At 66.6% G+C, this 22,514-nt stretch carries 22 protein-coding genes; 10 read left to right on the forward strand and 12 right to left on the reverse strand.

Going from position 1 to position 22,514, the window contains the following annotated elements:
- The 10 genes from JSV65_04195 to JSV65_04240 form a co-directional block, all read right to left on the reverse strand.
- Positions 1–242, reverse strand: a 242-nt coding sequence (locus JSV65_04195; GenBank protein ID UCH35559.1) for a hypothetical protein, incomplete at its 3' end; no start/stop codon positions are given.
- Between the two features lie 121 nt (positions 243–363).
- Positions 364–843 carry a 6,7-dimethyl-8-ribityllumazine synthase gene (locus tag JSV65_04200; protein UCH35560.1) on the reverse strand — a complete coding sequence of 160 codons (480 nt, stop codon included), beginning with the start codon at positions 841–843 and terminating at the stop codon, positions 364–366.
- 118 nt (positions 844–961) lie between these two features.
- The gene (locus tag JSV65_04205) at positions 962–2,161 is read right to left on the reverse strand and encodes a bifunctional 3,4-dihydroxy-2-butanone-4-phosphate synthase/GTP cyclohydrolase II (protein UCH35561.1); all 1,200 of its coding nucleotides are present in this window, start codon (positions 2,159–2,161) and stop codon (positions 962–964) included.
- 168 nt (positions 2,162–2,329) lie between these two features.
- Complete coding sequence (locus JSV65_04210; GenBank protein UCH35562.1) at positions 2,330–3,004, reverse strand: hypothetical protein; 675 nt, start codon at positions 3,002–3,004, stop codon at positions 2,330–2,332.
- A gap of 13 nt (positions 3,005–3,017) precedes the next feature.
- Positions 3,018–3,224 (reverse strand): hypothetical protein, encoded by a 207-nt coding sequence (locus JSV65_04215; GenBank protein UCH35563.1) that lies wholly within the window; start codon positions 3,222–3,224, stop codon positions 3,018–3,020.
- Positions 3,221–3,883, reverse strand: coding sequence for a riboflavin synthase (locus tag JSV65_04220; protein UCH35564.1), 663 nt, complete (start codon positions 3,881–3,883; stop codon positions 3,221–3,223). The genes JSV65_04215 and JSV65_04220 overlap by 4 nt, the downstream gene beginning before the upstream one ends.
- A gap of 120 nt (positions 3,884–4,003) precedes the next feature.
- Positions 4,004–5,110 carry a bifunctional diaminohydroxyphosphoribosylaminopyrimidine deaminase/5-amino-6-(5-phosphoribosylamino)uracil reductase RibD gene (gene ribD, locus JSV65_04225; GenBank protein UCH35565.1) on the reverse strand — a complete coding sequence of 369 codons (1,107 nt, stop codon included), beginning with the start codon at positions 5,108–5,110 and terminating at the stop codon, positions 4,004–4,006.
- Positions 5,097–5,513, reverse strand: coding sequence for a hypothetical protein (locus JSV65_04230; GenBank protein UCH35566.1), 417 nt, complete (start codon positions 5,511–5,513; stop codon positions 5,097–5,099). The genes ribD and JSV65_04230 overlap by 14 nt, the downstream gene beginning before the upstream one ends.
- Before the next feature lie 138 nt (positions 5,514–5,651).
- A complete protein-coding gene (locus JSV65_04235; protein ID UCH35567.1) occupies positions 5,652–7,037 on the reverse strand; it encodes a sulfatase in 1,386 nt (461 codons plus the stop codon).
- Positions 7,038–7,168: 131 nt separating this feature from the next.
- Entirely contained in the window at positions 7,169–8,878 is a 1,710-nt protein-coding gene (locus tag JSV65_04240; protein UCH35568.1) for an ABC-ATPase domain-containing protein, read from the reverse strand.
- Between the two features lie 181 nt (positions 8,879–9,059).
- Here JSV65_04240 and JSV65_04245 point away from each other — a divergent pair, with 181 nt between their 5' ends.
- The gene (locus tag JSV65_04245) at positions 9,060–10,265 is read left to right on the forward strand and encodes a hypothetical protein (GenBank protein UCH35569.1); all 1,206 of its coding nucleotides are present in this window, start codon (positions 9,060–9,062) and stop codon (positions 10,263–10,265) included.
- Positions 10,266–10,313: 48 nt separating this feature from the next.
- Here the strand turns inward: JSV65_04245 and JSV65_04250 are convergent, their stop codons facing one another.
- Positions 10,314–11,033, reverse strand: coding sequence for a methyltransferase domain-containing protein (locus tag JSV65_04250; GenBank protein ID UCH35570.1), 720 nt, complete (start codon positions 11,031–11,033; stop codon positions 10,314–10,316).
- Positions 11,034–11,127: 94 nt separating this feature from the next.
- Positions 11,128–13,245, reverse strand: coding sequence for a bifunctional (p)ppGpp synthetase/guanosine-3',5'-bis(diphosphate) 3'-pyrophosphohydrolase (locus JSV65_04255; protein ID UCH36696.1), 2,118 nt, complete (start codon positions 13,243–13,245; stop codon positions 11,128–11,130).
- A 420-nt stretch (positions 13,246–13,665) separates the two neighbouring features.
- Here JSV65_04255 and eno point away from each other — a divergent pair, with 420 nt between their 5' ends.
- From eno to JSV65_04300, 9 genes are all read left to right on the forward strand, one after another.
- A complete protein-coding gene (gene eno / locus JSV65_04260; protein UCH36697.1) occupies positions 13,666–14,931 on the forward strand; it encodes a phosphopyruvate hydratase in 1,266 nt (421 codons plus the stop codon).
- Between the two features lie 115 nt (positions 14,932–15,046).
- Positions 15,047–16,345 (forward strand): DegT/DnrJ/EryC1/StrS family aminotransferase, encoded by a 1,299-nt coding sequence (locus tag JSV65_04265; GenBank protein UCH35571.1) that lies wholly within the window; start codon positions 15,047–15,049, stop codon positions 16,343–16,345.
- Positions 16,346–16,347: 2 nt separating this feature from the next.
- The gene (locus tag JSV65_04270) at positions 16,348–17,187 is read left to right on the forward strand and encodes a polysaccharide deacetylase family protein (GenBank protein UCH35572.1); all 840 of its coding nucleotides are present in this window, start codon (positions 16,348–16,350) and stop codon (positions 17,185–17,187) included.
- Positions 17,184–18,605 (forward strand): pyruvate kinase, encoded by a 1,422-nt coding sequence (gene pyk / locus JSV65_04275; protein UCH35573.1) that lies wholly within the window; start codon positions 17,184–17,186, stop codon positions 18,603–18,605. The genes JSV65_04270 and pyk overlap by 4 nt, the downstream gene beginning before the upstream one ends.
- Before the next feature lie 124 nt (positions 18,606–18,729).
- Positions 18,730–19,170 (forward strand): septum formation initiator family protein, encoded by a 441-nt coding sequence (locus tag JSV65_04280; GenBank protein ID UCH35574.1) that lies wholly within the window; start codon positions 18,730–18,732, stop codon positions 19,168–19,170.
- 48 nt (positions 19,171–19,218) lie between these two features.
- Positions 19,219–19,863 carry a protein-L-isoaspartate(D-aspartate) O-methyltransferase gene (locus JSV65_04285; protein UCH35575.1) on the forward strand — a complete coding sequence of 215 codons (645 nt, stop codon included), beginning with the start codon at positions 19,219–19,221 and terminating at the stop codon, positions 19,861–19,863.
- A gap of 3 nt (positions 19,864–19,866) precedes the next feature.
- Positions 19,867–20,751, forward strand: a complete 885-nt coding sequence (locus JSV65_04290) for a Gfo/Idh/MocA family oxidoreductase (GenBank protein UCH35576.1) — start codon at positions 19,867–19,869, stop codon at positions 20,749–20,751.
- Positions 20,752–20,756: 5 nt separating this feature from the next.
- On the forward strand, positions 20,757–21,461 hold the full coding sequence (locus JSV65_04295; protein UCH35577.1) for a metallophosphoesterase family protein: 705 nt from the start codon (positions 20,757–20,759) through the stop codon (positions 21,459–21,461).
- Positions 21,461–22,507, forward strand: a complete 1,047-nt coding sequence (locus tag JSV65_04300; protein UCH35578.1) for a Gfo/Idh/MocA family oxidoreductase — start codon at positions 21,461–21,463, stop codon at positions 22,505–22,507. Before JSV65_04295 ends, JSV65_04300 begins: the two co-directional genes overlap by 1 nt.
- The last annotated feature ends 7 nt before the right edge of the window (positions 22,508–22,514 follow it).

The following is a 22,514-nucleotide window of genomic DNA, read 5'->3' on the forward strand; positions in this document are numbered from 1 at the left end:
ACCACCGTGTCAATGTTGACGACGCTCGGCGTGACGGCCCGCGCGACTGTCGCAAATGACGGCGGGACGCTCATGTCCGGCGCCGCGGCCATGACCCGCTGCATTGCGGGCGGAGCGAGCCGGCTGTGGCTCAGCGCGAGCACGAGCCACGACGCGGCAAGGCCGCCGACGAATCCTGCTGCGACTGCAGCAGCGATAACGGGACTGAGGGTGCGTATGGGCGAAATGCTGCGATCTCTCATGGCGTTAGCGGCCGGAACGCGGGGCGACCGTGAGGGCAAGTCAATCTGTTTCCGCCGTTACCGCGCCGCGTGCCGGCCGCAGTGGAGTCAGGAGCCCTGGTCGTGCGTTCGAAGGCGCTCGCTACTTCCCTTTCCGCGGGAGCTGCGCCATCAGGTTCGCCATCTCGATGGCGCTCATCGCCGCGTCGAAGCCGCGGTTGCCGGCCTTGGTGCCGGCGCGCTCCACCGCCTGCTCGATGGTGTCGGCGGTGACGATGCCGTAGATCACCGGCACCCCGGTCTGCAACCCCGCCTGGGCGATGCCCTTCGACGCCTCCGCCGCGACGTATTCGAAGTGTGGTGTCGCGCCGCGGATAACCGCGCCGAGGCAGATCACCGCATCGTATTTCCCGGTCTGCGCGAGCTTCTGCGCCGCGAGCGGGATCTCGAACGACCCCGGCACCCAGGCGACCTCGACCTGCGACTCCTCCGCGCCGTGACGCTGCAGCGCGTCCATCGCTCCGCCCAGCAGCCGCCGCGTGATGAACTCGTTGAACCGGCTTGCGATGATGGCGAAGTTGAGTCCCTCCGCCGTCAGCTTGCCCTCATAGGTCTTCGGCATATATCGCTCCTTTTGTGGCACAGCCGCCATCGGCTGTGCAAGGCGTCGGGTGAGGATTGCCTGTGATTATTCCCCGGGCCCGCTATCGGCGTCCATGCGCGGTTTCAACGCCGCGCCATCAGTCCACTGGCAACTGGTGCCCCAGCTTGTCCCGCTTCGCGCGCAGATAGCACGCGTTTTGCTCGGTCGGCGGCACCGCCAGCGGCACCTGCTCGACGATCGTCAGCCCGTAGCCCTGCAACCCGACCAGCTTCTTCGGGTTATTCGTCATCAACCGGATGTTCTTCAGACCCAGGTCAACCAGCACCTGCGCCCCGATGCCGTAATCGCGCAGGTCGGCGGGGAAGCCGAGCAACTCGTTCGCCTCGACCGTGTCGTGCCCGCCGTCCTGCAGTTCGTACGCACGCAATTTGTTCAACAACCCGATGCCGCGTCCCTCCTGGTGGACATAGAGCAGTACCCCGCGCCCGGCGTCCTGGATCATCTTCATCGCCAGTTCTAACTGCGCCCCGCAGTCGCAACGGCAGGAGTGAAAGACATCGCCCGTCACGCAACTCGAGTGCACGCGCACCAGCGTCCCGTCCTGGGTGACGTCGCCGAGCGTGAGCGCGAGGTACGGGTTGGTGTCCACGACTGATTCATAGGCGTGCGCGGTGAACGTCCCGAACGGCGTCGGGAGCGTGGTCGTCGCCAGGCGGCGCACCAGCTTCTCGGTCCGCCGCCGGTACTGAATGAGGTCGGCAATCGTCATCACCTTGGAGCTGTGATCGGCGCCGAATTTCTCCAGGTCCGGCAGGCGTGCCATGCTGCCGTCGGGGTTCTTGATCTCGCAGATGGTGGCGATGGGTTTCAACCCCGCCAGCCGCGCGAGGTCAATCGCGGCCTCGGTGTGCCCCGAGCGGTGGAGCACGCCGCCCGGCTCGGCCATCAGCGGCTGCACGTGGCCGGGCCGGACGAAATCCTCGGCATGGGCGTGCGGATCCGCGAGCTTGCGGATCGTCGCCGCCTGGTCCGCGGCGGAGATTCCCGTCGTCGTGATGCCCTTGGCGTCCACGGTGACGGTGAATGCGGTGCGGTAGCGCTCGGTGTTGTCCGTCACCATGAGCGGGATGTCGAGCGCGCGCAAGCGCTCGCGCTCCATGGGCACGCACAGCATCCCGCGCGCGTGGATCTCCATGAAGTTGACCGCGGCGGGCGTGATGAACTCGGCGGCCATGATGAGGTCGCCCTCGTTCTCGCGATCCTCATCATCCACGACGATCACGAAATTGCCGGCGCGTATTTCCGCCAGCGCTTCTTCTATGGTTGCGAACGGCATAACCGCCTCATATGCTCTCTTAGCCGCGGATAGACGCGATGGACACCGATTCGACTGTTTTATTATAGCCGAAATCGCGGGACGACAGGGCGCGTTTTGCCCGACGAAAGGCGGAATGGGGGATCAGTAGGGGCGTACGGCTGTACGCCCTGGCCTAGCCCAGCTCGTTTACGCCGTGTGCCGTGGAGGGGACGGAGCCGCGGTATGGCCCGCCGCCGGCGCTTGACCCATCTTGCGCGCCAACCGGCCGTAATACCAGAGTTGCAGGTCGACGAGGCTCATGGTCAGCAACAGCAACAACATAGCCCAAAAGACCAATCGAGATGAGATTCTGTATTCAAGGATGAAGGCGATAAAGGCTGTGCCGAAGCCGATCCATGCCGCACCTGCCACCAAATACCCTGCCCACACCCGGAGCCGAATCCGCAAAGGCAATTCATCCCATCGCAGCGGTATCTCCGGGGATCCTCGCCGCGCGAGCGCAGCCAGGCGTAAAGCCCTACCGGCCCGCAGCCGTGGCAGCATCGCCAAGGCGGCGCCTATGGTGAACACCGCCCAGGCGATCATTGCGCACCCCGCCGCGTAGACACCCACCCGCACTACCTCGTCAAGCGCCGCGATGAACCTGTGGCGCACGTTATCCGGATGTGGACCAAGCAATGGATCCAAGACGCCCCCTTCGAGCGCCGCGCCGAGCGGGAGTAACGCTATCCAGATGACCCCTGCGAAGGCGCCGACAGCCAGCAGTGGACTTGCCTCTTTCCGCCGGACGCTGGCAACCACCACGACCAATATGGCAATCATGACCGCGAGTGCCATCCCGCCGAGGATCAACGCCGGCATGTCGTTGTCCCAGTCAGCTTGCATGGCCCACCCCCGCCGCGCCGACCGCGAATGCCAACGCTATTGTGGCCACGACTACGACCGCAACGTACCAAGCCGGAATCCGGTCGTACCATCCGACCTCGCCGCCGCGGGTACGCACCAGGCGGCGGTGTGCAAGCACGAGCACGGCACCCCAGGCGACATAGGCAGCGAACTTGACAACATCCGATGTCGTCACAGATACCCCCCCTCGCCGAGCTTGTCGAGGGTCAAGCCATCCACATCCGTCTGCGCCTGCACCCGGCCCTCCCGGTACTCCAGCAGCCGTTCCAGGTATCGCGCGAGCAGGTCGCCCTCCAGGTTCACCTCATCGCCGGGGCGCAGGTCGCCCAGCGTTGTGGCATCCAAGGTATGGCGCACCAGCGAAACGGTAAACGAGGCCTCCGCCGTCTCGGCTATGGTCAGGCTTACTCCATCCACAGCTACCGACCCCCGCGGCGCGAGGTAGGGCTGCACCGCCTGCGGCGCCAAGACTGTCAGCAGCACCGATTCGCCCCTCTGCTCGCGCGCGCTGACCGTCCCGACCGCGTCCACATGCCCCGCGACCAGGTGCCCGCCGACGGGATCATTCAACGTCAGCGGCAATTCGAGATTCACCCGCGAGGCGGGGCGCAGCTTGCCCAGCGTGGTTTTCGACGCCGTCTCGGCCATGACGGACGCGACGAAGGCGTCGTCCTGCTCGCGCTCGGCGGTGAGGCAGACACCGTGCACGCACACGCTGTCGCCGACGCGCAGCCGCGGCGCGGTCTGCGGCGCGGCAACCGTGACATTGAGCCCCTGTGCCGCGCGAGCAATCGTGCGAACCGCCCCGACCTCAGTTATGATGCCCGTGAACATGATGCGTCGTGCCTCTTCGTCGGAGCCGGGCTCTGCCCCCGTTCGCCAATTCGGCCCGTACCGATCATGATAACCTGCACACGGCGCTGATGCCGGCGAAGGGCTCACCCCGACGCCCGCTTACGCACTGTGCAGGTATCCCTCTATGACAAGATCCTCCCCAATGCGGCGACAGCGCATGTCGGCGACCGGCCACGCCTCCGCGATCGCCTCGACGCCGCGCCCTGCCACCGCCGTCGGCGCCTCGGCCCCGCCGATGATCTTCGGCGCGATGAAGACGACGATCTTGTCCCCCAGATCCTGCTCGATGAACGAGGCAACCAGTTCGCCCCCGCCTTCGACGAGCAAGGCGGCGACCTCCCGCCGCCCCAGCTCCTCCAGCAGCGCGGCGAGATCCACACGCCCCTCGCGACTCGGCAACGCGATGACCTCGGCGCCCTCTCTGCGCAGCGCCTCGACGGCTTCGCCGCGCGCGCGGTCGGTGACCGCGATGAGCCCCGGCGGGTCGCCGCCATGGATAACCTTGGCGCTGCGCGGCGTGCGCGCCTCGCTGTCGACGACGACGCGCAGCGGCTGGCGACGGGCGCGTCCGTGCCGCACCGTCAGCGCCGGGTTGTCGGCGAGCACGGTGCCGATCCCCACCATCACCGCATTGCTGTTGCGCCGCATGCGGTGTGCCATCGCGCGCGCGCGCTCCCCCGTGATCCACCGCGATTCGCCGGTACTCGTCGCGATCTTTCCGTCCAAGCTCATCGCGATCTTGAGTGTGACGAAAGGCCGACCGGTCGTCATGTATTTCCGATAGGCCTCGTTGAGGCGGTTCTCCTGCTCTCGCAGCAGCCCGGCCTCGACCTCGATCCCCGCCTGGCGCAGCGCCTCGATCCCCGCCCCCGCGACCTTCGGGTTGGGGTCCTCCGAGGCGACGACCACTCGCGCCAAGCTCGCCTCGCACACCCTCGGCGCGCACGGCGGCGTCCGGCCGTGATGGGTGCATGGTTCGAGGGTCAGATACATCATCGCCCCGCGCGCCTTTTCCCCCGCCTGTTCGAGGGCGACGATCTCGGCGTGCTTCGTCCCGGGCCCGCGGTGATACCCCGCCCCAACGACCGCCTCGCCGGAGACGATTACCGCGCCGACCATGGGATTAGGGCTCGCCTCGCCTTGCCCGCGCAGGGCCAAACGCAGCGCTTGGCTCATCAACCGCTCGTCCGCGTCAGTCGTCGGCATCTGGAATATCCGGCCCGTCCTCGCCGCGGTCGCGGCGGATGCGCTCGGCCAGCACGCGGGCGAAATCGCGCCAGATTTCGTGCTCCCGATCACGGCGGCGATTCTCGACATGCCGCAGGTCAGCCAGGGCGAGGAACATAAGGATGACCGCGATGGCGAGGCATCCCAGCCACCATGCCAGGAACAGCACGGGTCGGCCTGTTGGGCTGCGCAGGCCCAAGATGAACAGTCCGAGGAATATGGCCGTGATCAAGCAGAGCAGAAGCAGGCCCCCCAGCATCCGCAGCCCTACCTGCCGCCGCGAGATGACGGTCCTGCGCGCCTGCCATTCCCGTGCCTCGACGAGCATGAGAATGATCACGCCGATCCCGAGCGCCGGCAACAGGATGGATAGCACGTACATGGCGCCGCTCCCGCTTTCCCGCGGTCATGATAGCACAAGGGCAGGGCAGGGACAAGGAAGTCCGAGCGCGGCACGCTTGGCGCGCCGACGTGTCGCTCCGAGTGAAACGAGGCCGGCCCGCCTGCGGCGGGAGCCTCGTCACGCCCCGGGCAGCTCCCGTCGCCGCGCGACGAAGTCGTCCTTCGTGCCGACCGATTCGAGCAGCTCGACGTACGCGGCGTGCAGGCGCTTGGCCTCGTCCTTGTGCTCCGCGAAAACGTTGCGCTCCTGAGTGGGGTCGGAGAGGAGGTGATACAGCTCCGGCTCGACGTCCTGTGCGCCACAGATGAGCGCCCATTCGCCGTCGTTGACCGTGCTCGGCTTGAGCCCGCGCGCCTGCTCGAACCATTCGTAGAAGTCGCGGGCGACGGGCGGCGCCTCCTTGGGCTCGTGGATGATCGCCCAGGACGACACCGCGACCTCCCGCAGAGCACGGTCATCGCCCTTGAGCAGCGGCGCCAGCGACTTCCCGTGCATCGTGCCCGGGTCATCCGCGCCCGCGAGTTCCACCAGCGTCGCCATGATGTCCGGCGCCTGCACTAAAGCCGAGGAGCGCCGCGCGCCCGCGCCGCCCGGCATGTGCACCATGAACGGGACGTGACACACCTCGTCGTACAGCATGACCACCTTGCCCGTCAGGTTGTGCTCGCCGAGGTAGAATCCGTGGTCGGTGGTGAAGATTATCACGGTGTCCTCGAACAGGCCGAGATCCTCGATCTTCTGCAGAAGCCGGCCCACGGCGCGGTCCACCATGGTCACCTCGCCCGCGTAGAGCGCGCGCATGTGCTTGAGCTCGGCCTGGGTCAGGTAGGTAGCGGGGCCGTACACGGGGTACGTGACCTCCTCGCCCTCATACCCGAGATCGTACATGTCGGCGTAGTAGCGCGGTGGATCCCACGGCTCGTGCGGATCGAAGGTGTCCACGTAGAGGAAGAACGGCTTCTGCCGGTAGTTGCGTTCGAGCCACTGCTCGGCGGTGCGCATGGTCTTCGGCGCGAAATAGTCCTCCTCGTGCTGGCGCAGCGACGTGTTGCGCATGTGCCGCGCCACATTGCGCGTCGCCGCGCGCAGCTTATCGGGGGAGCACGGGAATTCGACGTCCGCCGGAGACGTCATGTAGCGATCGTTCTCCTGGCCGCGTATCCACTGCCAGCCGGTGAAGCCGCGGTCGAAGTACGAACCGTCGCGGATCATGTGCGGCGTGTCCACGATCATGTACGTCAGGTAGCCCGCATCCCCGAGCACCTGCGACAGCACCACCGAATCGCGCGCCAACGGTGCCCAGTCGGTGTAGGTGAAGCAATACTGCCCGGTCATGACGTCCGTCCGGTGCGGGATCGTCGGAAACGATCCGGTGTATGCGTGGTCGCAGATGACGCATCGCTCGGCGAACCGGTCGAGGTGCGGCGTGCTGATCCACTTGTTCCCGTACAGCCCGAGATGATCCCGCCGCAGCGTGTCGGAAATGATGACGATGAAGTTCATGCGGTCCTCCGATGTGGTTTGGGCTGGAGGAATAGGTTCGTAGGGCAGGAGCTTGCCTCCTGCTCCCTTGAGCCGGAGGCCCGTCGCGCCGGCGGTGCGCCGTGGCGCTGGCGCGGGATCTGACGCAGAGCTTACCCTGCCGCGCAGCGCAGCGTGCGCAGGCGGTTGATGGCGCCCGCGATCTCCCATCGCCGCGGGCGCGCGTAATCGCCGGACTTGCCCGGCACTGCCGCGAGGAGCCCGCGCGCGTCGAGCAGCTCGTTCAATCGGTCGAGCCCTTGCGTCAGCGTTGTCTCGCCGTCGAAGATGTACTGAGCGGCGTGGTGGATGAGCCAGCCGATCGCGCGCGATTGAGCGGGATCAACAAGCTGCTCCAGCGCGGACAGGTCTATGTGCTCGGTGCCGAAGTCAATGCCCCGCGTGCCCCGCGGCCTGATCTTCACCGTGCGCCCGCGATAGGGGTCGAAGCTCGCGGCAACCGGCATGCGCGGGCGCAGGTCGGTAAACCGCTTGGCGGATTCTTCTCGCCGCTGGCTGGCATAGGCGCCGGCGATCCGCTTCGCCTCCGGCGTCACGTCGGTGACGTGATAGCTGTCGAGCATGATGACTCTATCCGCGACGTCGAAGTAGTCGCCGGAACCGCCCATGACGAGTATCGTTGAAACTCCGAGGTCCTGTTCGAGCAGGCGCACCGTGTCAATCAGCGGCGTGATCGGCTCTTTGTCCTTGGCGACGAGTTCCTGCATCCGCTTGTCGCGGATCATGAAGTTGGTCGCGGAGGTGTCCTCGTCAATGAGCAGCAGGCGACTGCCTGCCTCCAGGGCTTCGATGATATTCGCGGCCTGCGACGTGCTGCCGGACGCGTTGGGCGTCGTGAATGCGCTCGTGTCCTGGCCGAACGGCAGGTTGGAGATGAACGGGCTGATGTCCACCTCGCTGATGCTGCGCCCGTCCTCCGCACGGATCTTCGCGGCGTCGGCGCATGTTACAGCCAGCTCCCGGCCGTCACCCGGGATATGGTTGTACACCCCGAGGCTGATGGCGTCGAGCAGCGTGGATTTGCCGTGATACCCGCCGCCGACGATGAGGGTTATTCCCTGGGGGATAGCCATCCCGGCGACCCCCCCGCGATTGGGTAGGTCGAAGTTGACGCGCAGCGAAGGAGGGCTCGCGAACGGCACCGCTGTGTCGCCCAGCGGTCGATCACTGACGCCGCTCTCGCGCGGCAGCACCGCGCCGTCCGCGACGAAGGTGACCAGCCCCTGCTCGCGCAGGCACGCCCGCAAGAAGTCGGCATCATCGGCCATCTCGACGTGACAGCGCGCGGCATGGCCATCGAGGCTGCCATAGAACAGCGACTGCCCAACGATCTCCGGCACTTCGTCGAGCAGCATTCGCTCCGCTTCGGCCCCCGCGATGGTGCGCCCGAACGCCGGCAGGCCGATGAAGAACCTGGCCTCCACCACCCGTTCGCTCACCTCGACGCTGGTGCGCTCCAGGATCTCCTGGCCGCATGGCAGCATCTCGATGAGGCCGCTCTTACCGCTGCCGCGCCGCCCTTTGCGCACTCGGCCGCACGCGGCGCCGAACGCGCGCGTCAGGTAGTCCTCGAGACCGGTCCGGCGCGACTTTGTCGAGAACAGTTCACGCGGAAGCCGCGCGCGCGCCTGCTCGACGACCACGCGCGCCTCGCTCGGCGGAGCGAAAGGGTCGCTCTGCACGCGGTCAATGTGAAGCACGTAATCGGGGAAGCCGTACGCGCCCTTGAGATCTTTGTACGCGCCGTAGCCCCGGCGGTCTATCCGGCGCAGCTCGTTTCGCAAATCGTTGGCTTGTCGCATCGTTTCCGGCGGAGTGAATCCGCTGCCTGCGACGTGTTCGCGGCGCGGTGACAGCGCTCCTGCCCTGCACGATGGCGGCGCACGCTGCATCTGCATGAGCGGGGAACATACGCCAGGGCGCGGCGCGAGGTTCCCAGCGCCGCCCGCGCGTGGTAGAATGGACGGGTAGGCGCGTGGCGCCGTGAGGCCATGCCCTGCCGCCATCATGGGTCAGCGCATCGAGCGAAAACGCCGCAAGCAGCCCGAAGGCCCTCCGAGCGTGGCGGGCGCGGCGCTGTATCTGCTCGACCGCCTGCTCATGGTAGCCGCCGCGGCCGTCGGCATTGCGATCTTCTATCTGCTCCATTCCCTGATCTCCGGGAATACCGCCGCGTTCCCCAAAATGCCGACCGGCGAGCTGCTCTCTCCCGCCGTGCAGGAACAGTTCATCCACGGCCTGCGCGTCGCGTCCTACGTCTTCATGGGGGGCATGTGGGGCATCACCGCCGTCAGCATCTTCCGCTTCCGCGAAAACGACGTCGCCGGCTGGGTTGGAGGCTTCGGGGGAGTGCTGTGCTACGTCGCCTTGCCGTGGCTCGTGCGCAGTGCGCTGATGCACCACAACGCCAATCCCAATGTCGCCAGCGATCTGCTGCTCGCGTCGTTCCGCGCGACTGGCAAGGTGCTGCTGCTGATTACGATTGTCTATTTCGCGGTGAAGGTGATGGTGCGTCTGAAGAACCGTCCGGCCCGTGCGGCCGCCGCTTCCGCACCCATGGTGCTCGACACCGATCAGCCGCACAAGCCGGCCGAGAAGACCGCGCCACGCCGCACGATGCTGCGCCAGTGCTGGGAACTCTCGATGTGCCGCGACACCCTGCGCGAGAACTGCCCGAGCTTCAAGCTCGACGCCACCTGCTGGAAGCGCGGCACCGGCTGCCAGTGCGACCCGATTCTCGCGCGGCGGCTGATCGACGACCTGGAACGCAAGCTGCGCGGGGAAATCCCCGAGAAGGAGCGCATTGCCCGCGAGCGCATGAAGGAGCAACTCAACTACCGCATCGCCGAGCACCAGGGCGAATCATACTGTCGCTCGTGCCCGATCTACAACGAGCACCAGTACTACAAATACAAGGCATTCTTCTGGCTCGCCTATCCCATCACCGGGGCGCTCGTCTTCGTGCTCCTGCCCGTCATCCATACGGTTTACCGTTGGATTGACGTGTCGGTGGGCCAGATGCTCGACTCGCTCCAGATGCTCCCTCACAACGAGCAGGCGCTGCGCCCGTTCGTCACCACGGTTTACCACTTCAACGCCGAGTTTATCTTCGTCGCCTCAGCCGCCTTGATCATCGCCGCCTACCTGCTCGACCTCGTGGACTACGCGGTGTTCCAGGCAAAGCTTTAGGCGGCGAGGTAGGCCGGTCGAAGCCGTCACGCGCGAAGCCGCCTGTGGCTAGCCCGCCATCCCGGCAGCTGTCAGCAGTATGCGGCGACCGGGCACGCGCTTGACCAAGGCATTCGGCAGACCCGCTCGGCGTGCCAGCTCCTGAAGCTCCTGCGCGGTGAACGACCTCGCCACTGAGACGCAGGCGTCGTGGTGGAAGGGCGCGCTGCGCGACATCAGCCGCACGAGCACCCACGCCTCCAGATAGGTCAGCCGCGACCGAGCGAGGTCCGACACGACGACGCCGGTGCGAGCCATTTCGGCCATCCGGCGGAGCAAGTCGGCGGCCGCGCGGTCGTCGTAATGATGCAGCAGATGCAGCGCGGTGATGACGTCGAACGGCTGGCAGGGGCGGAACTCCGTGAAGTCCACCTGTTCGACAACGACCTCCGGGGAATCCGTCGAGAGCCGCCGGGCTTCACCCGCGGCGACGGGATCCATCTCAATGCCGACGACCTCGACCGGCAACTTCCGCCGCCGCGCCCACGACGCAATCGCCCGTACCAGGTCTCCCGTGCCGGCGCCGATATCGGCCACGCGTATCGGTCGCCCGGTTGACTCGATATGAGTCCGGTCGAGGAGTCGTGACGTCGCGGCGATGATGGGGGGATGCGCGCAGGACATGACGTTAGCGCGGCGCAGGGCGGCGAGCACACGGATGCGCTCGGCCTCGGACAGCTCATCGCCGTCGAGCAGTTCGCCGAGGCCGGTTTGTCGTGGCCATGACAAGGGATGTGGCCCGCTGCGCCAGGCTGGCCTTTTCACGCTGCGCGTGAAGACCATACATCGCGTGCACCGCGCGTGCGCGCACGAGCGATGCGCACTAGGTCATCACCCGGCGGGCGTTGAGGACGTCGCTCAACCGTCCGAGGGCGCCGATCACGTTCTGGAGATGCTCGGTTCCGGTCACATCCACGGTAAGGTTGATCATCGCCTTGCGGGGCTTGGTGGTGCGGACGCGGGCGGAACTGATATTCATCTCGTGGCTGGTGATGATGCCGGTGACGTCGTTGAGCAGGCCGACGCGGTCGAGCGCCTCGACTTCGATTTCTGCGGGGTAAACCGTATCCTTGGCGAACGTCCACTCGACTTCGACGAGGCGTTCGGCCTCGCGCTCCGCGTACCTCGTGACATTGGGGCAGGTCTGGCGATGGATGGTCAGGCCGCGGCCGCGGGTAATGTAGCCGACGATGTGATCGCCGGGTATCGGCGCGCAGCAGCGCGAGAGGCGGAACAGCACGTTCTCCATGCCGGGCGCGCTGATGCCGAGTTGGAGCGCGCCCTGGCGCGCCTTGCGCACGGGCAGGGGCGGCTTCCGTTTCTGCTCTAGCTGTGCCTTGATGCGGTTGACGATTGCCTCCGCCGTGACATCGCCGTGGCCCACCGCCGCCGCCAGATCGTCAGCGCTGATGAAGTTCATGCGCGCGGCAATGCCGGAGAGGTGCTGTCCGCGCTCCGTCTCCGAGAGCTGGAGCCCGTGGCGAGCGATCTCCTCCTGAAGCATCTCGCGGCCGTGGTGGAGGTCGTCCTCGCGACGCACCTTGCGGTACCACGACTTGATGCGTCCCTTGGCCTGACTCGTCTTGACGAACGACAGCCAGTCGAGGCTGGGGCCGGCGCTCGTCTTCGAGGTCAGGATCTCCGCGACGTCGCCGTTGTGGAAGACGTAGTTGAGCGGGACGATGCGGCCGTTGACGCGCGCGCCGACGCAGGAGTGGCCGATGTCAGTATGGATGCGGTAAGCGAAGTCAACCGGCGTCGAGCCGGCGGGCAGGTCAATGACATCGCCGCGCGGGGTGAAGACGAAGACCTGGTCCTGGAAGAGGTCTATCTTAAGGGATTCGAGCCATTCGCCGGGGTCCTGCAAATCGTGCTGGAGGTCGAGCAACTGGCGCAGCCATGACAGCTTCTGCTCGAGGTCCCGGTCGCCTTGCTCGCCCTCCTTGTAGCGCCAGTGGGCGGCGACGCCGTACTCGGCGGTGCGGTGCATGTCGTAAGTGCGGATCTGCACTTCCATCGGCTCGCCGTTGGGGCCGAAGACCTTGGTGTGCAGCGCCTGGTAGAAGTTTGCCTTGGGCTTGGCGATGTAGTCGGTGAACATCCCCGGCAGCGGGAGCCACAGCGTATGCACCTCACCGAGCACGGAGTAGCACTCGGCCAGGGTGGTGACGAGGACGCGGATGGCCTGGAGGTCGAGGATCTGGTCGAAGTCCACGCCCTGGGCCTGCATCTTCTGGTAGATGCTGTAGAAGTGCTTGGGGCGGCCGTAGATGTCGGCTTTGATGCCGACCTGGTCGAGGCGCTCACGCAACTGCGCGACGGCCTGGTTAACCGTGCGCTCGCGATCCTCGCGGGTGCGCGCGACCTGGCGCACGATGCGGTGGTATGCCCGCGGGTCGATGTGACGAAGGGCGAGGTCCTCCAGTTCCCACTTCAGGCGCCACACGCCAAGGCGGTGAGCGATGGGGGCGTAGATATGCAGCGTCTCCTCGGCGATGGAGCGCCGTCGCTCCTGCGGGAGCGACTTCAAGGTGCGCATGTTGTGGAGCCGATCCGCGAGCTTGATGAGGATGACGCGGAGGTCGCGCGCCACCGCCAGGAGCATCTTGCGCAGGTTCTGCGCCTGGCGCTCGCGCTGAGTGCGGAAATCAATGCGGCTGAGCTTGGTCACGCCGTGGACGAGGCCGGTGATCTCCTCGCCGAACTCCTTGCGCAGCTCGTCCGCGGTGACGGAGGTGTCCTCGATGACGTCGTGGAGCAGCGTCGCCGCGAGCGCGTGGTCGTCGAGGCCTAGCTCCGCGAGCAGCACGGCGACCTCGAGGGGGTGCGAGATGTAGGGCTGGCCCGAAGCGCGGGACGCGCCGGCGTGCGCCTCACGCGCGAACTCGTATGCGCGCCGGAGCAGTTGCTCATCGCCGTCTGGGCGGTGCTCCCGCACCATCGCGAGGAGGTCGTCGAAGGTTTTCAGCTTGGTCGCTTCAGCGACAGTGGCCAATCGAAACCCCGCCTCCACAGTCCCAGGAGTTGACGCGTTGTGCGCCGCCGGAATGTGCTTGGAAATGGGGCGCCGGCGCGTACAGCAGGACTTGCGTCTATTATACTACGTTTGCGCGGAGCCAGAAAGGCCGAAACGCGACAGTCCGTCCCACCCGCCCACGCGAGGCGGCCGAGCGCGGCGCTCACATGGCTCTCGCACACCGCTTTCCTTGTGCGCCGTGACCCGCTTTGCTATAATACCCCACCGATGCCGCTCTGCGCCGCAGCGATGTCTCGCTGCGACCCACGGCTTCGCGGAGCGGCGCGCGAGAGAGCCAACATTCAATGATGTGGAAGGAGCAGTGCTTTGGAAATCGAGAGCATCATGGCGCGAGAAATCCTGGATTCCCGGGGCAACCCGACGATCGAGGTTGACGTATACCTGGCCGACGGCTCGTCCGGCCGCGCGGCGGTGCCGTCAGGCGCCTCAACGGGGACTCATGAGGCCGTCGAGCTGCGCGACGGCGACAAGGAGCGCTACGGGGGCAAGGGCGTGCTCAAGGCGGTTGAGAACGTCAACGATATCATCGCCCCGGAGACCGAGGGCATGCTGGCGCAGGAGCAGGCGGTGATAGACCGCGCGATGATTGAACTCGACGGCACGCCCAACAAGGGAAAGCTCGGCGCTAACGCCATCCTCGGCGTATCGCTCGCGGTGGCGAAGGCGGCGGCTGAGGATCTGGGGCTGCCGCTGTACCAGTACATCGGCGGGGCAGGGGCGCATCGCCTGCCGGTGCCGATGATGAACATCCTCAACGGCGGCAAGCATGCCGACAACAACCTCGACTTGCAGGAGTTCATGATCATGCCGATCGGCGCGCGCAGCTTCGCCGACGGGCTGCGCATGGGTACCGAGGTGTACCACGCGCTGAAGAAGGTGCTGACCGACCGCAAGCTGAGCACCGCCGTCGGCGACGAAGGCGGCTTCGCGCCGAACTTGAAGACGAACGAGGAAGCGATCCAGATCATCGAGGAGGCGATCGGCAAGGCGGGCTACGATCCGGGAAGCGATATCGCCATCGCGCTCGACCCGGCTGCCACCGAGTTCTACAAGGACGGCAAGTACGTGTTCGAGGGTGAGGGCAAGCAGCGCAGCGGGCCGGAGATGGTGGACTTTTACGCGGACCTGTGCGACCGCCACCCCATCGTCTCGATCGAGGACGGGTTGGCCGAGGACGACTGGGACACATGGAAGCTGCTCACCGAGCGCATCGGAGATCGAGTGCAGCTCGTCGGCGACGACCTGTTCGTGACCAACGTGGAGCGCTTGCGCAAGGGCATTGAGATGGGCGTCGCCAACAGCATCCTGATCAAGGTCAATCAGATCGGCACGTTGACGGAGACGCTCGCCGCGATCGAGACGGCGAAGCGCGCGTCGTACAGCGCCGTGGTGTCTCACCGGTCGGGGGAGACCGAGGACGCGACCATCGCGGACATCGCTGTCGCCACCAACGCGGGGCAGATCAAGACCGGCGCGCCGTGCCGCACCGACCGCGTGGCGAAGTACAACCAACTGCTGCGGATCGAGGAGGAGTTGGGGGCAGTCGCCGAATACGGCGGCGCCGGGCTGTTCTACAACCTGCGGCGGTAGAGGGCCGCGGCCGAGAGACTCGTGCGCCTGAGGCGGGCCGGCTGCGCCACCATCCGCAAGCCAGTACCGGAGCGGGACGCCCGCGCTGCGATGAACGAAAGGGACGACACGGCACATGGCCAAGCTGGCGTTGCTCGGCGGTGAGAAGACGGTCACGCTCCACCCCGGATCGTGGCCGCGGGTGGGCGAAGAGGAGATCGCGGCGGTCGTCGCGGCGTTGCGCAGATCCAACGAGGACAGCCGCTATCTCACTGCGGCGGGCGGCGGCGGGCCGATGGATGAGTTCGAGCGCGACTTCGCCGCGTTCATGGGTGTGGGGATGGCGATGACGACGAGCGGGGGCGGGCCCGCCTTGCATATCGCGGTTATGGCGGCGGGCGTCGAGGCCGGCGACGAAGTCATCGTGTCGGGGTACACGTGGGGGCAGACCGTCTCGTGCATTCTCCAGCAGAACGCGATTCCCGTTTTCGCCGACATTGAGGAGCGCACGTATAACCTGGATGCGGCGGCGGTCGAGTCGCGCATCACGGAGTCCACGCGCGCGATCGTAGTCGTGCACATCTACGGCCACCCCGCGGACATGGATGCCATCATGGCCGTGGCGGAGAAACACGGCCTGCCGGTGATCGAGGACTGCGCGCAGGCCATCGGCGCGGTCTATCACGGGCGGCGGGTCGGCGCGATCGGGCACCTCGGCTGCTACAGCATCGGCGACGGCAAGAACATGGTCGGCGGGGAAGGCGGCCTCCTAGTGACCGACGACGAGCGGCTATTCGAGCTGGCGAACCTGATGGGGCAGCACCCCGCTCGCCACGGCCCGCTCATCAAAGACGAGAGCCTGCGCCGATACATAGACAGCCTGATCTACACCTACCGCATCCATCCGCTGGCGGCGGTGATCGCCAACGTGCAACTGCGCTACCTCGACGAGTGGAACGCGCAGCGGCGGCGGAACGCGGAGTATCTCTCGCGCGGGCTGTCGGAGATCCCCGGCATCGAGCCGCCCTTTGTCGCTCCGGGCTGCGAGCACGTGTACCACATCTATTCCCCGACGTTCGTCGCGGACGAGGCGGCCGGCGTCAGCCGCCAGCAGTTCGTCGAGGCGGTTGCGGCCGAAGGCGTGCCGGTCGGCATGGGGTATGTGCGGACCCCGGTTTACCTTCGCCCGCGCCACCAGGAGCACGCGTACTTCTACGGCAAGGGATGCCCGTGGAGCTGTCACTTGGCCAAGCGCGCCGTCGAGTATCACCGCGGCGACTGCCCGGTGACGGAGCGACGCTGCGACGAGCAGGAGCTGACCATCGGCGGCAGTGTTGCGTGGTTGGGCGATCAGACCCCAATGATGGATCAATACCTCGACGCCTTCCGCAAGGTGGCCGAGAATCTCGACGCGCTGCGAGAGGTGGAGGCGTAGGCGTGACGCCCTACTTGCCGGTTTACGACGTCGAGTACTTGCAGGATGTGGAGTATTCGCTGCGCGCGCTGGCGAGCGTGGTCAAGGTGCACCGGCGCATGGCGATACCGGCGACATTGTGCATCTGCGGGCAGCTATTGGATCGCGCGGGGCCGCGCTACGCGGAGCTGCTGCGCGATGACCTGTTCGACATTCACTCGCACACCTACACGCACATGCGGCTCAAGCGCAGCAATGACTGCGAGCCCCCGGTTGACCTGGCACGGGCGCGCGATGAGCTGGAGCGAACCGCGGCGCTGCTCGAGAAGCATCTCGGCGTCACCAATCCCGGACTGCGCACGCCGGGAGGGTTCTACCGAGGCCTGCGCGGGGCGACGGATCTGCTCGCCCTGCTCGACGAACTGGGTGTTCCCTTCGTCAGCTCCGACGCGCGCGGGCCGATGGAGACGATCCCGTCGCCGCTGACCGAGCCGTATTGGTACGACGAGGACGGCTTCCCGGGCCTGCTGGAGCTGCCTGCGCAGGACTGGCACGAGAACGTGCTGAAGGGGCACAGCCCGGTGCCGTGCACGTGGCCGCCAATCCTGCCGTGGGGCTACCCGAGCCAGGCGCCGAAAACGCCTGAGGAGGAATTCGAGGTGTACCGAAAGTCGCTCCACGGCGTGGTCGAGATGGACCTGACGTACTATTCCCCGCCGATGCACCCGTGGTCGGTCTATCGCTTCAACCCCGAGGCGCGCACGGTCGAGTTGATCCTGGAAGAAGTGGGGCGGCTCGGCATGCCCGTCACCACGTTCAGCGCCGTGCAGCGGGAACTGCGCGCCCGACGCGAGGGGACATGATGAGAAGAACCCGGATCGTGTGCACCCTGGGCCCGGCGACGAGTTCCCTTCGTGTCCAGCGGGCGCTCATCAAAGCGGGCATGAACGTCGCGCGCCTGAATTTCTCCCACGGCACGCACGACGAGCACGCGCACTACATCGCGTCCATCCGCCAATTGTCGGAGGAGTTGGGGCAGCCCATCGGCATCATGCAGGACCTCAGCGGCCCGAAGCTGCGAGTCGGGGAGTTCGCCGACGGACAGGCGCACCTGCGGCGCGGGCAGACGTTCACGCTGACGTCCAGGAAAGCCGCGGGCGATGGCGAGCGCGTCTCTCTCACCTTCCCCGATCTCGCGCATTACGTCCGCAAAGGCGAACGGATCATGCTGGCGGACGGCGCCCTGGAACTGCGGGTGCAGCGGGTGAGCCGCGGCGATATCGTCTGCCGCGTGGCCAACAGCGGCGTACTGGGGTCGCATCAGGGCCTCAACGTGCCCGATACCGAGCTACCGATCCCGGCGGTCACTGACAAGGATTTGGATGACCTCGACTTCGGCATCGAGCACGGGGTGGATTGGGTGGCGATGTCGTTCGTGCGGTCGGGCGACGACCTGGCGCCGCTGCGGCGGCGAATGCGAAAGCGTAAGTGTTCGATTCCCATCATCGCCAAGATCGAAAAGCACGAGGCGGTGGACGCGCTGGACGAGATTCTGGAGGCGGCGGATGGATTGATGGTGGCGCGCGGCGACCTCGGGGTGGAGATGCCGCTCGACCGGGTGCCGGGAATCCAGAAGGAGATCATCCGCAAGTGCAACGTGACGGGCACGCCTGTGATAACCGCGACGCAGATGCTGCAGTCCATGATGGATAGCCCGCGCCCGACGCGCGCGGAAGTGACCGACATCGCCAACGCGATTCTCGACGGCAGCGACGCGGTGATGCTGTCGGGCGAGACGGCCGTCGGCAAGTACCCCGTGCGAGCGGCGAGGATGATGGCGCGCGTGGCGCGAGAGGCGGAGGAACTGCTCGATTTCGAGGCGATCCGGCGCGAGAAGACGCTCGTCGTGTCGCATAATCCGACGGACGCGATCAGCGAATCGTGCGTGGCGATGGCTCACGATCTCGACGCGAAGGCGATCATCTGCTCGACGAGTTCGGGGTACACGGCGCGGATGATCTCGAAAAACCGGCCGCGCACGCCGATTATCGCGGTGACGCCGTACAACGAGACGTATCAGCGGCTGAGCCTGGTGTGGGGCGTAAATCCTCTGCTGGTCGAGGGCAGCAGTGACACGGACGAGATGCTGGCGCGGGCGCAGGCGGCTGCAAAGGCGCACGGGTACGTGAAGGACGGCGACCTGGTGGTGATCAGCGCGGGGGTGCCGGTTGGTGTGCCCGGGCACACCAACCTGATCAAAGTGCAGGTGGTCGGGGAATGAGCCGGCACGGCGAAGGCGCCCAGGGGACGTATCCATATAATGGGTGAAGGTTAAAGGAAGGGCGCGGCGGTCGTCGAATGCATAGCGCAACGGCGAGGCTCGCTGGGGATCCGCAGGAGCGGATGTGAGGGCTCTGGCCGTCAAGCTGGTAAGGATGCTGGTCGCGGGCGCGGCCACCGGAATCGCCGGGATTGTGGTCATCTACTTCTGCTGGCGATTCCTCTGCCCCTATGCCGAGGAATGGCGGACGAGGGTTGAGGTGGCGCAACTCGAACGGCAGGTCCAAGATCTGCGTCAGGAGCATCAACGGCTCCAGCAGCAAGCGAAGCTGCTGTCCACTCCAGAGGGCGTCAAGGTCGAGGCGCGCCGACTGGGCTTGCTTAAGCCCGGCGAGAGATCGCTGCGCTTCATGACCCGCCCCGAGCCGCGCCAGACACCAGCTGAGACCGAACCACCGCCCGCCGGGGCCATCGCGCGCATCCGAACCTGGGGGCGTGCCCTGTTCGGGCGACCGGATCAGCCGGTTCCGACAGACGCGGATGCCGCGCCGAAGCCAGAGGACTGATACGCCGATCCTGCCGCGCACCCCGCGTCAGCCCGCCGGGCACCGCAAATGGACGACCTGACCGAAGCGCGCCAGCGCATGGTGGCGACTCAGCTCCGCGGGCGCGGCATCTCCGACGAGCGCGTGCTCGAAGCGATGAGCGGAGTGCCGCGTCATCGCTTCGTCCCCAGCGGCGGACGCTTCGCCTACGACGACAGCCCCCAACCCATCGGCGAGGGGCAGACCATTTCCCAGCCCTACATGGTCGCGGTCATGACCGAGGCGCTGGGGCTGACCGGGGACGAGAAGGTGCTCGAGATCGGGGCCGGCTCCGGCTATCAGGCAGCGGTGCTGGCCGAGCTGTGCCGTCAGGTGTACTCCATCGAACGCATCCCAGGGTTGGCCGAGCGCGCGAAGCGCGTGCTCGCGGAACTCGGCTACCATAACGTCGAGGTCGTCATGGGCGACGGCACTCGTGGCGTGCCGGAGCATGCTCCCTACGACGGCATCATCGTCACCGCAGCAACGCCGAGCTTGCCGCCGCCGTGGGCGGAGCAGCTCGCGGAAGGCGGGCGCATCGTCGCGCCGGTCGGTGACCGCTGGTCGCAGACTCTCATTATCGCCACCAAGGAACACGGCCACCTGAAGCAGCACAGCGGCTGCGGGTGCGTGTTCGTCCCGCTGATCGGGGAATACGGGTTTCCGGGAGACTAGCGGATGATACGTGTTGGCATCGCAACCGGTGCCGGGCTCGCGCACGGGCCGTCGTTCGCCAGCATCATCAACGGCGGGCCGGGTGCCCCGCCGGAGGACATGCGTGCCGACTTTGCGGAGGTGCGCGTCGTCGCGGTATGGGACAAGGAGCCCGGCGTCGCCGAGAAGCTCGCGGCGGACTACGGCATCGAGCGCGTTGCGGCATCGCCGGCGGAACTGGCCGATATCGTTGACGCGGTGCTCGTGCTCGACGACGGCACGATGGAGCACCAGCGCCAGGCGCCCCTGTTTCTCGAACGCGGCATGCCGACGTTTGTGGATAAGCCGCTCAGCCCGGATCCCCGGGAAGCGGCACAGCTCGTGGGACTCGCCGAGGAACACGGCACGCCATTCATGTCGTGCTCGTCGCTGCGCTTCACGCGGGAACAGGCGGAGGCGCAGCCTCGGCTCGACGAGATCAAGCCTTTCCTGGCGGCATGTGCGGTGGGGCCGCACGATCTGATCTACTACGGCATCCACCCCTGCGAGCTGCTTCAGGCGGTCATCGGGTCCGGCGTGGTGGCGGTCCAGAACGTCGGCGAGGAGGGCCGCCACATCGTTCGGTTGTTCTACGATGATGACCGCTCCGCCGTGCTCCAGGTTTTCGATGATATCGGCTACGTGTTCCACCTCAGCGTGTACGGCAAAGGGGGGTGGGTGAGCTTCCCGGTGGCGGACGGCCACTACTTCTACACCGAGACGATGCGGCGGTTCGTCGGCATGTGCCGGGGCGGCGAGCCGCCGATCGCTCCGCAGGACACGCTGGAGATCATCCGGACGCTGTGGTGCGCGCGGAAGTCGGTGCAGGAGGGCGGGCGCGTCGTGCGACTGGATGAGGCGAGCGGCTAGGTGGCATGAGAATCCTCGCATTTTCGGACATGCACGGGGACGTGCGGGCTGTTGCCGCCGCCGCTTCGGAACTGGCCGCCGCGGATCTGGTGCTGCTGGCGGGGGACATCACGCATTTCGGCGGACGGCGTGCGGCGGCGGAGTTGATCGGCGAACTGCGCAAGCACAATCAGCGCGTGCTGGCAGTTGCCGGTAACTGCGACACGCCCGAGGCCGCAACTTACCTGGCTGACGAAGGCATCAGCGTCCATCGGCGGCACGTCATCGTCGGCGGTCTCGCGGTCGCGGGCGTCGGCGGCTCCCTCCCCTGCCCCGGCCGGACGCCGAACGAGATCAGCGAGAGCGACTTCGCGCGATACTTAGGCGAAGCGGTCGCGGGTGTCGCGGCTGCGACGCCTTTGGTGCTCCTGCTTCACCAGCCGCCGTTCGGCGCGGCCATAGATCGTTCTCATTCCGGCGATCACGTCGGGAGCCACGCCGTGCGCACGTTCGTCGAGGACCGCCGGCCGCTGCTGTGCATCGCCGGGCACATCCACGAGGCGCGCGGGCAGGACCGCATCGGCGACAGCGCGGTCGTCAACCCGGGGATGCTGCGGGCCGGATACTATGCATCCGTCGCGGTCAGCGACGGGGCCGATGAACCGGAAACAGACGCGGGGCAGCCCACAGCGCGGCCTACCTGCGTTGTCGAACTGAAGGAGACAGCGTAATGGCATCGGAGAAGGCGCAAGCGCGCGTGGCGTTTATCGGCTGCGGCGGGCACGCGACCAGGTCGCTGCTGCCGTGCGTGCACGAGATACCGGAGATGGATCTGGTCGCCACGTGTGACCTGAAGGCGGAGCTTGCCGAGGACCGCGCGCGGAGGTTCGGGGCGCGGACGTGGTACACGGACTTCCATCGCATGCTCGACGAGCAGCGACCCGACGGGGTGGTGATCTGCGGCGTACCGCAAATGCACTACGAGCTGGGCCTCGCATGTCTGCGCGCGGGTTTCCCGATCTTCGTGGAGAAGCCGCCGGCGATGGACGCGGCATGCGCGCAGGAGATGGCGGACGCGGCAGCGCAGGCGGATCTGTTCGGCATGGTAGCGTTCATGAAGCGCCACGCCGCTGCGTACCTCATGGCGCGGGACATCGTCAGCCGGCCCGAGTTCGGCGGGGTCAATATCGTCGAGGCGCGCTTCGGGCAGGGCCCATATCCCCAGATCTGGGGCATCGAATCCGCGGCGCGCAGCTTTCTCGTCGGCCAGGTGGTGCACATCTTCGACCTGGTGCGGATGTTCGGCGGCGATGTCGCGGAAGTCCACGCGCGCTATGTCGAGAAAACGCCCAACCACTTCGGCTACGTGGCCGACCTCCAGTTCGCGAATGGCGCTATCGGTCTGGTCAACCTCAACGGCCTCGAGAATCGCGCGGCCTTCCGCGATTTCACCGAGCGCTTGGCGATCTCGGGGCACGAGAATTACGTCCAAGTGGATGACATGCTCTCGGTTCACTTCCAGGCCGCCGAGGACTGGTTCGTGCCGCCGCCCGGCTTCCACGTCGGCAAGCAGAGCCACCACTTCCAGCCGACCGGCCCTGGCGCTCCGTCCATGAGCTGGTTGCTGGGGTATGTTGGGGAACTCAGGGCATTCGCCGTCAGCCTGCTCACGCGCGAACCCGCGCGCGCCGACCTGACGGATGGCGCCAAGGCGCTCAAGGTCGGCGAGGCGGTGTGGCGAAGTATTCAGGAGGGGCGCGCCGTCGCCCTCGATTAACCTTACG

The sequence above is a fragment of the Armatimonadota bacterium genome (assembly GCA_020354555.1).
Lineage (GTDB): Bacteria > Armatimonadota > Hebobacteria.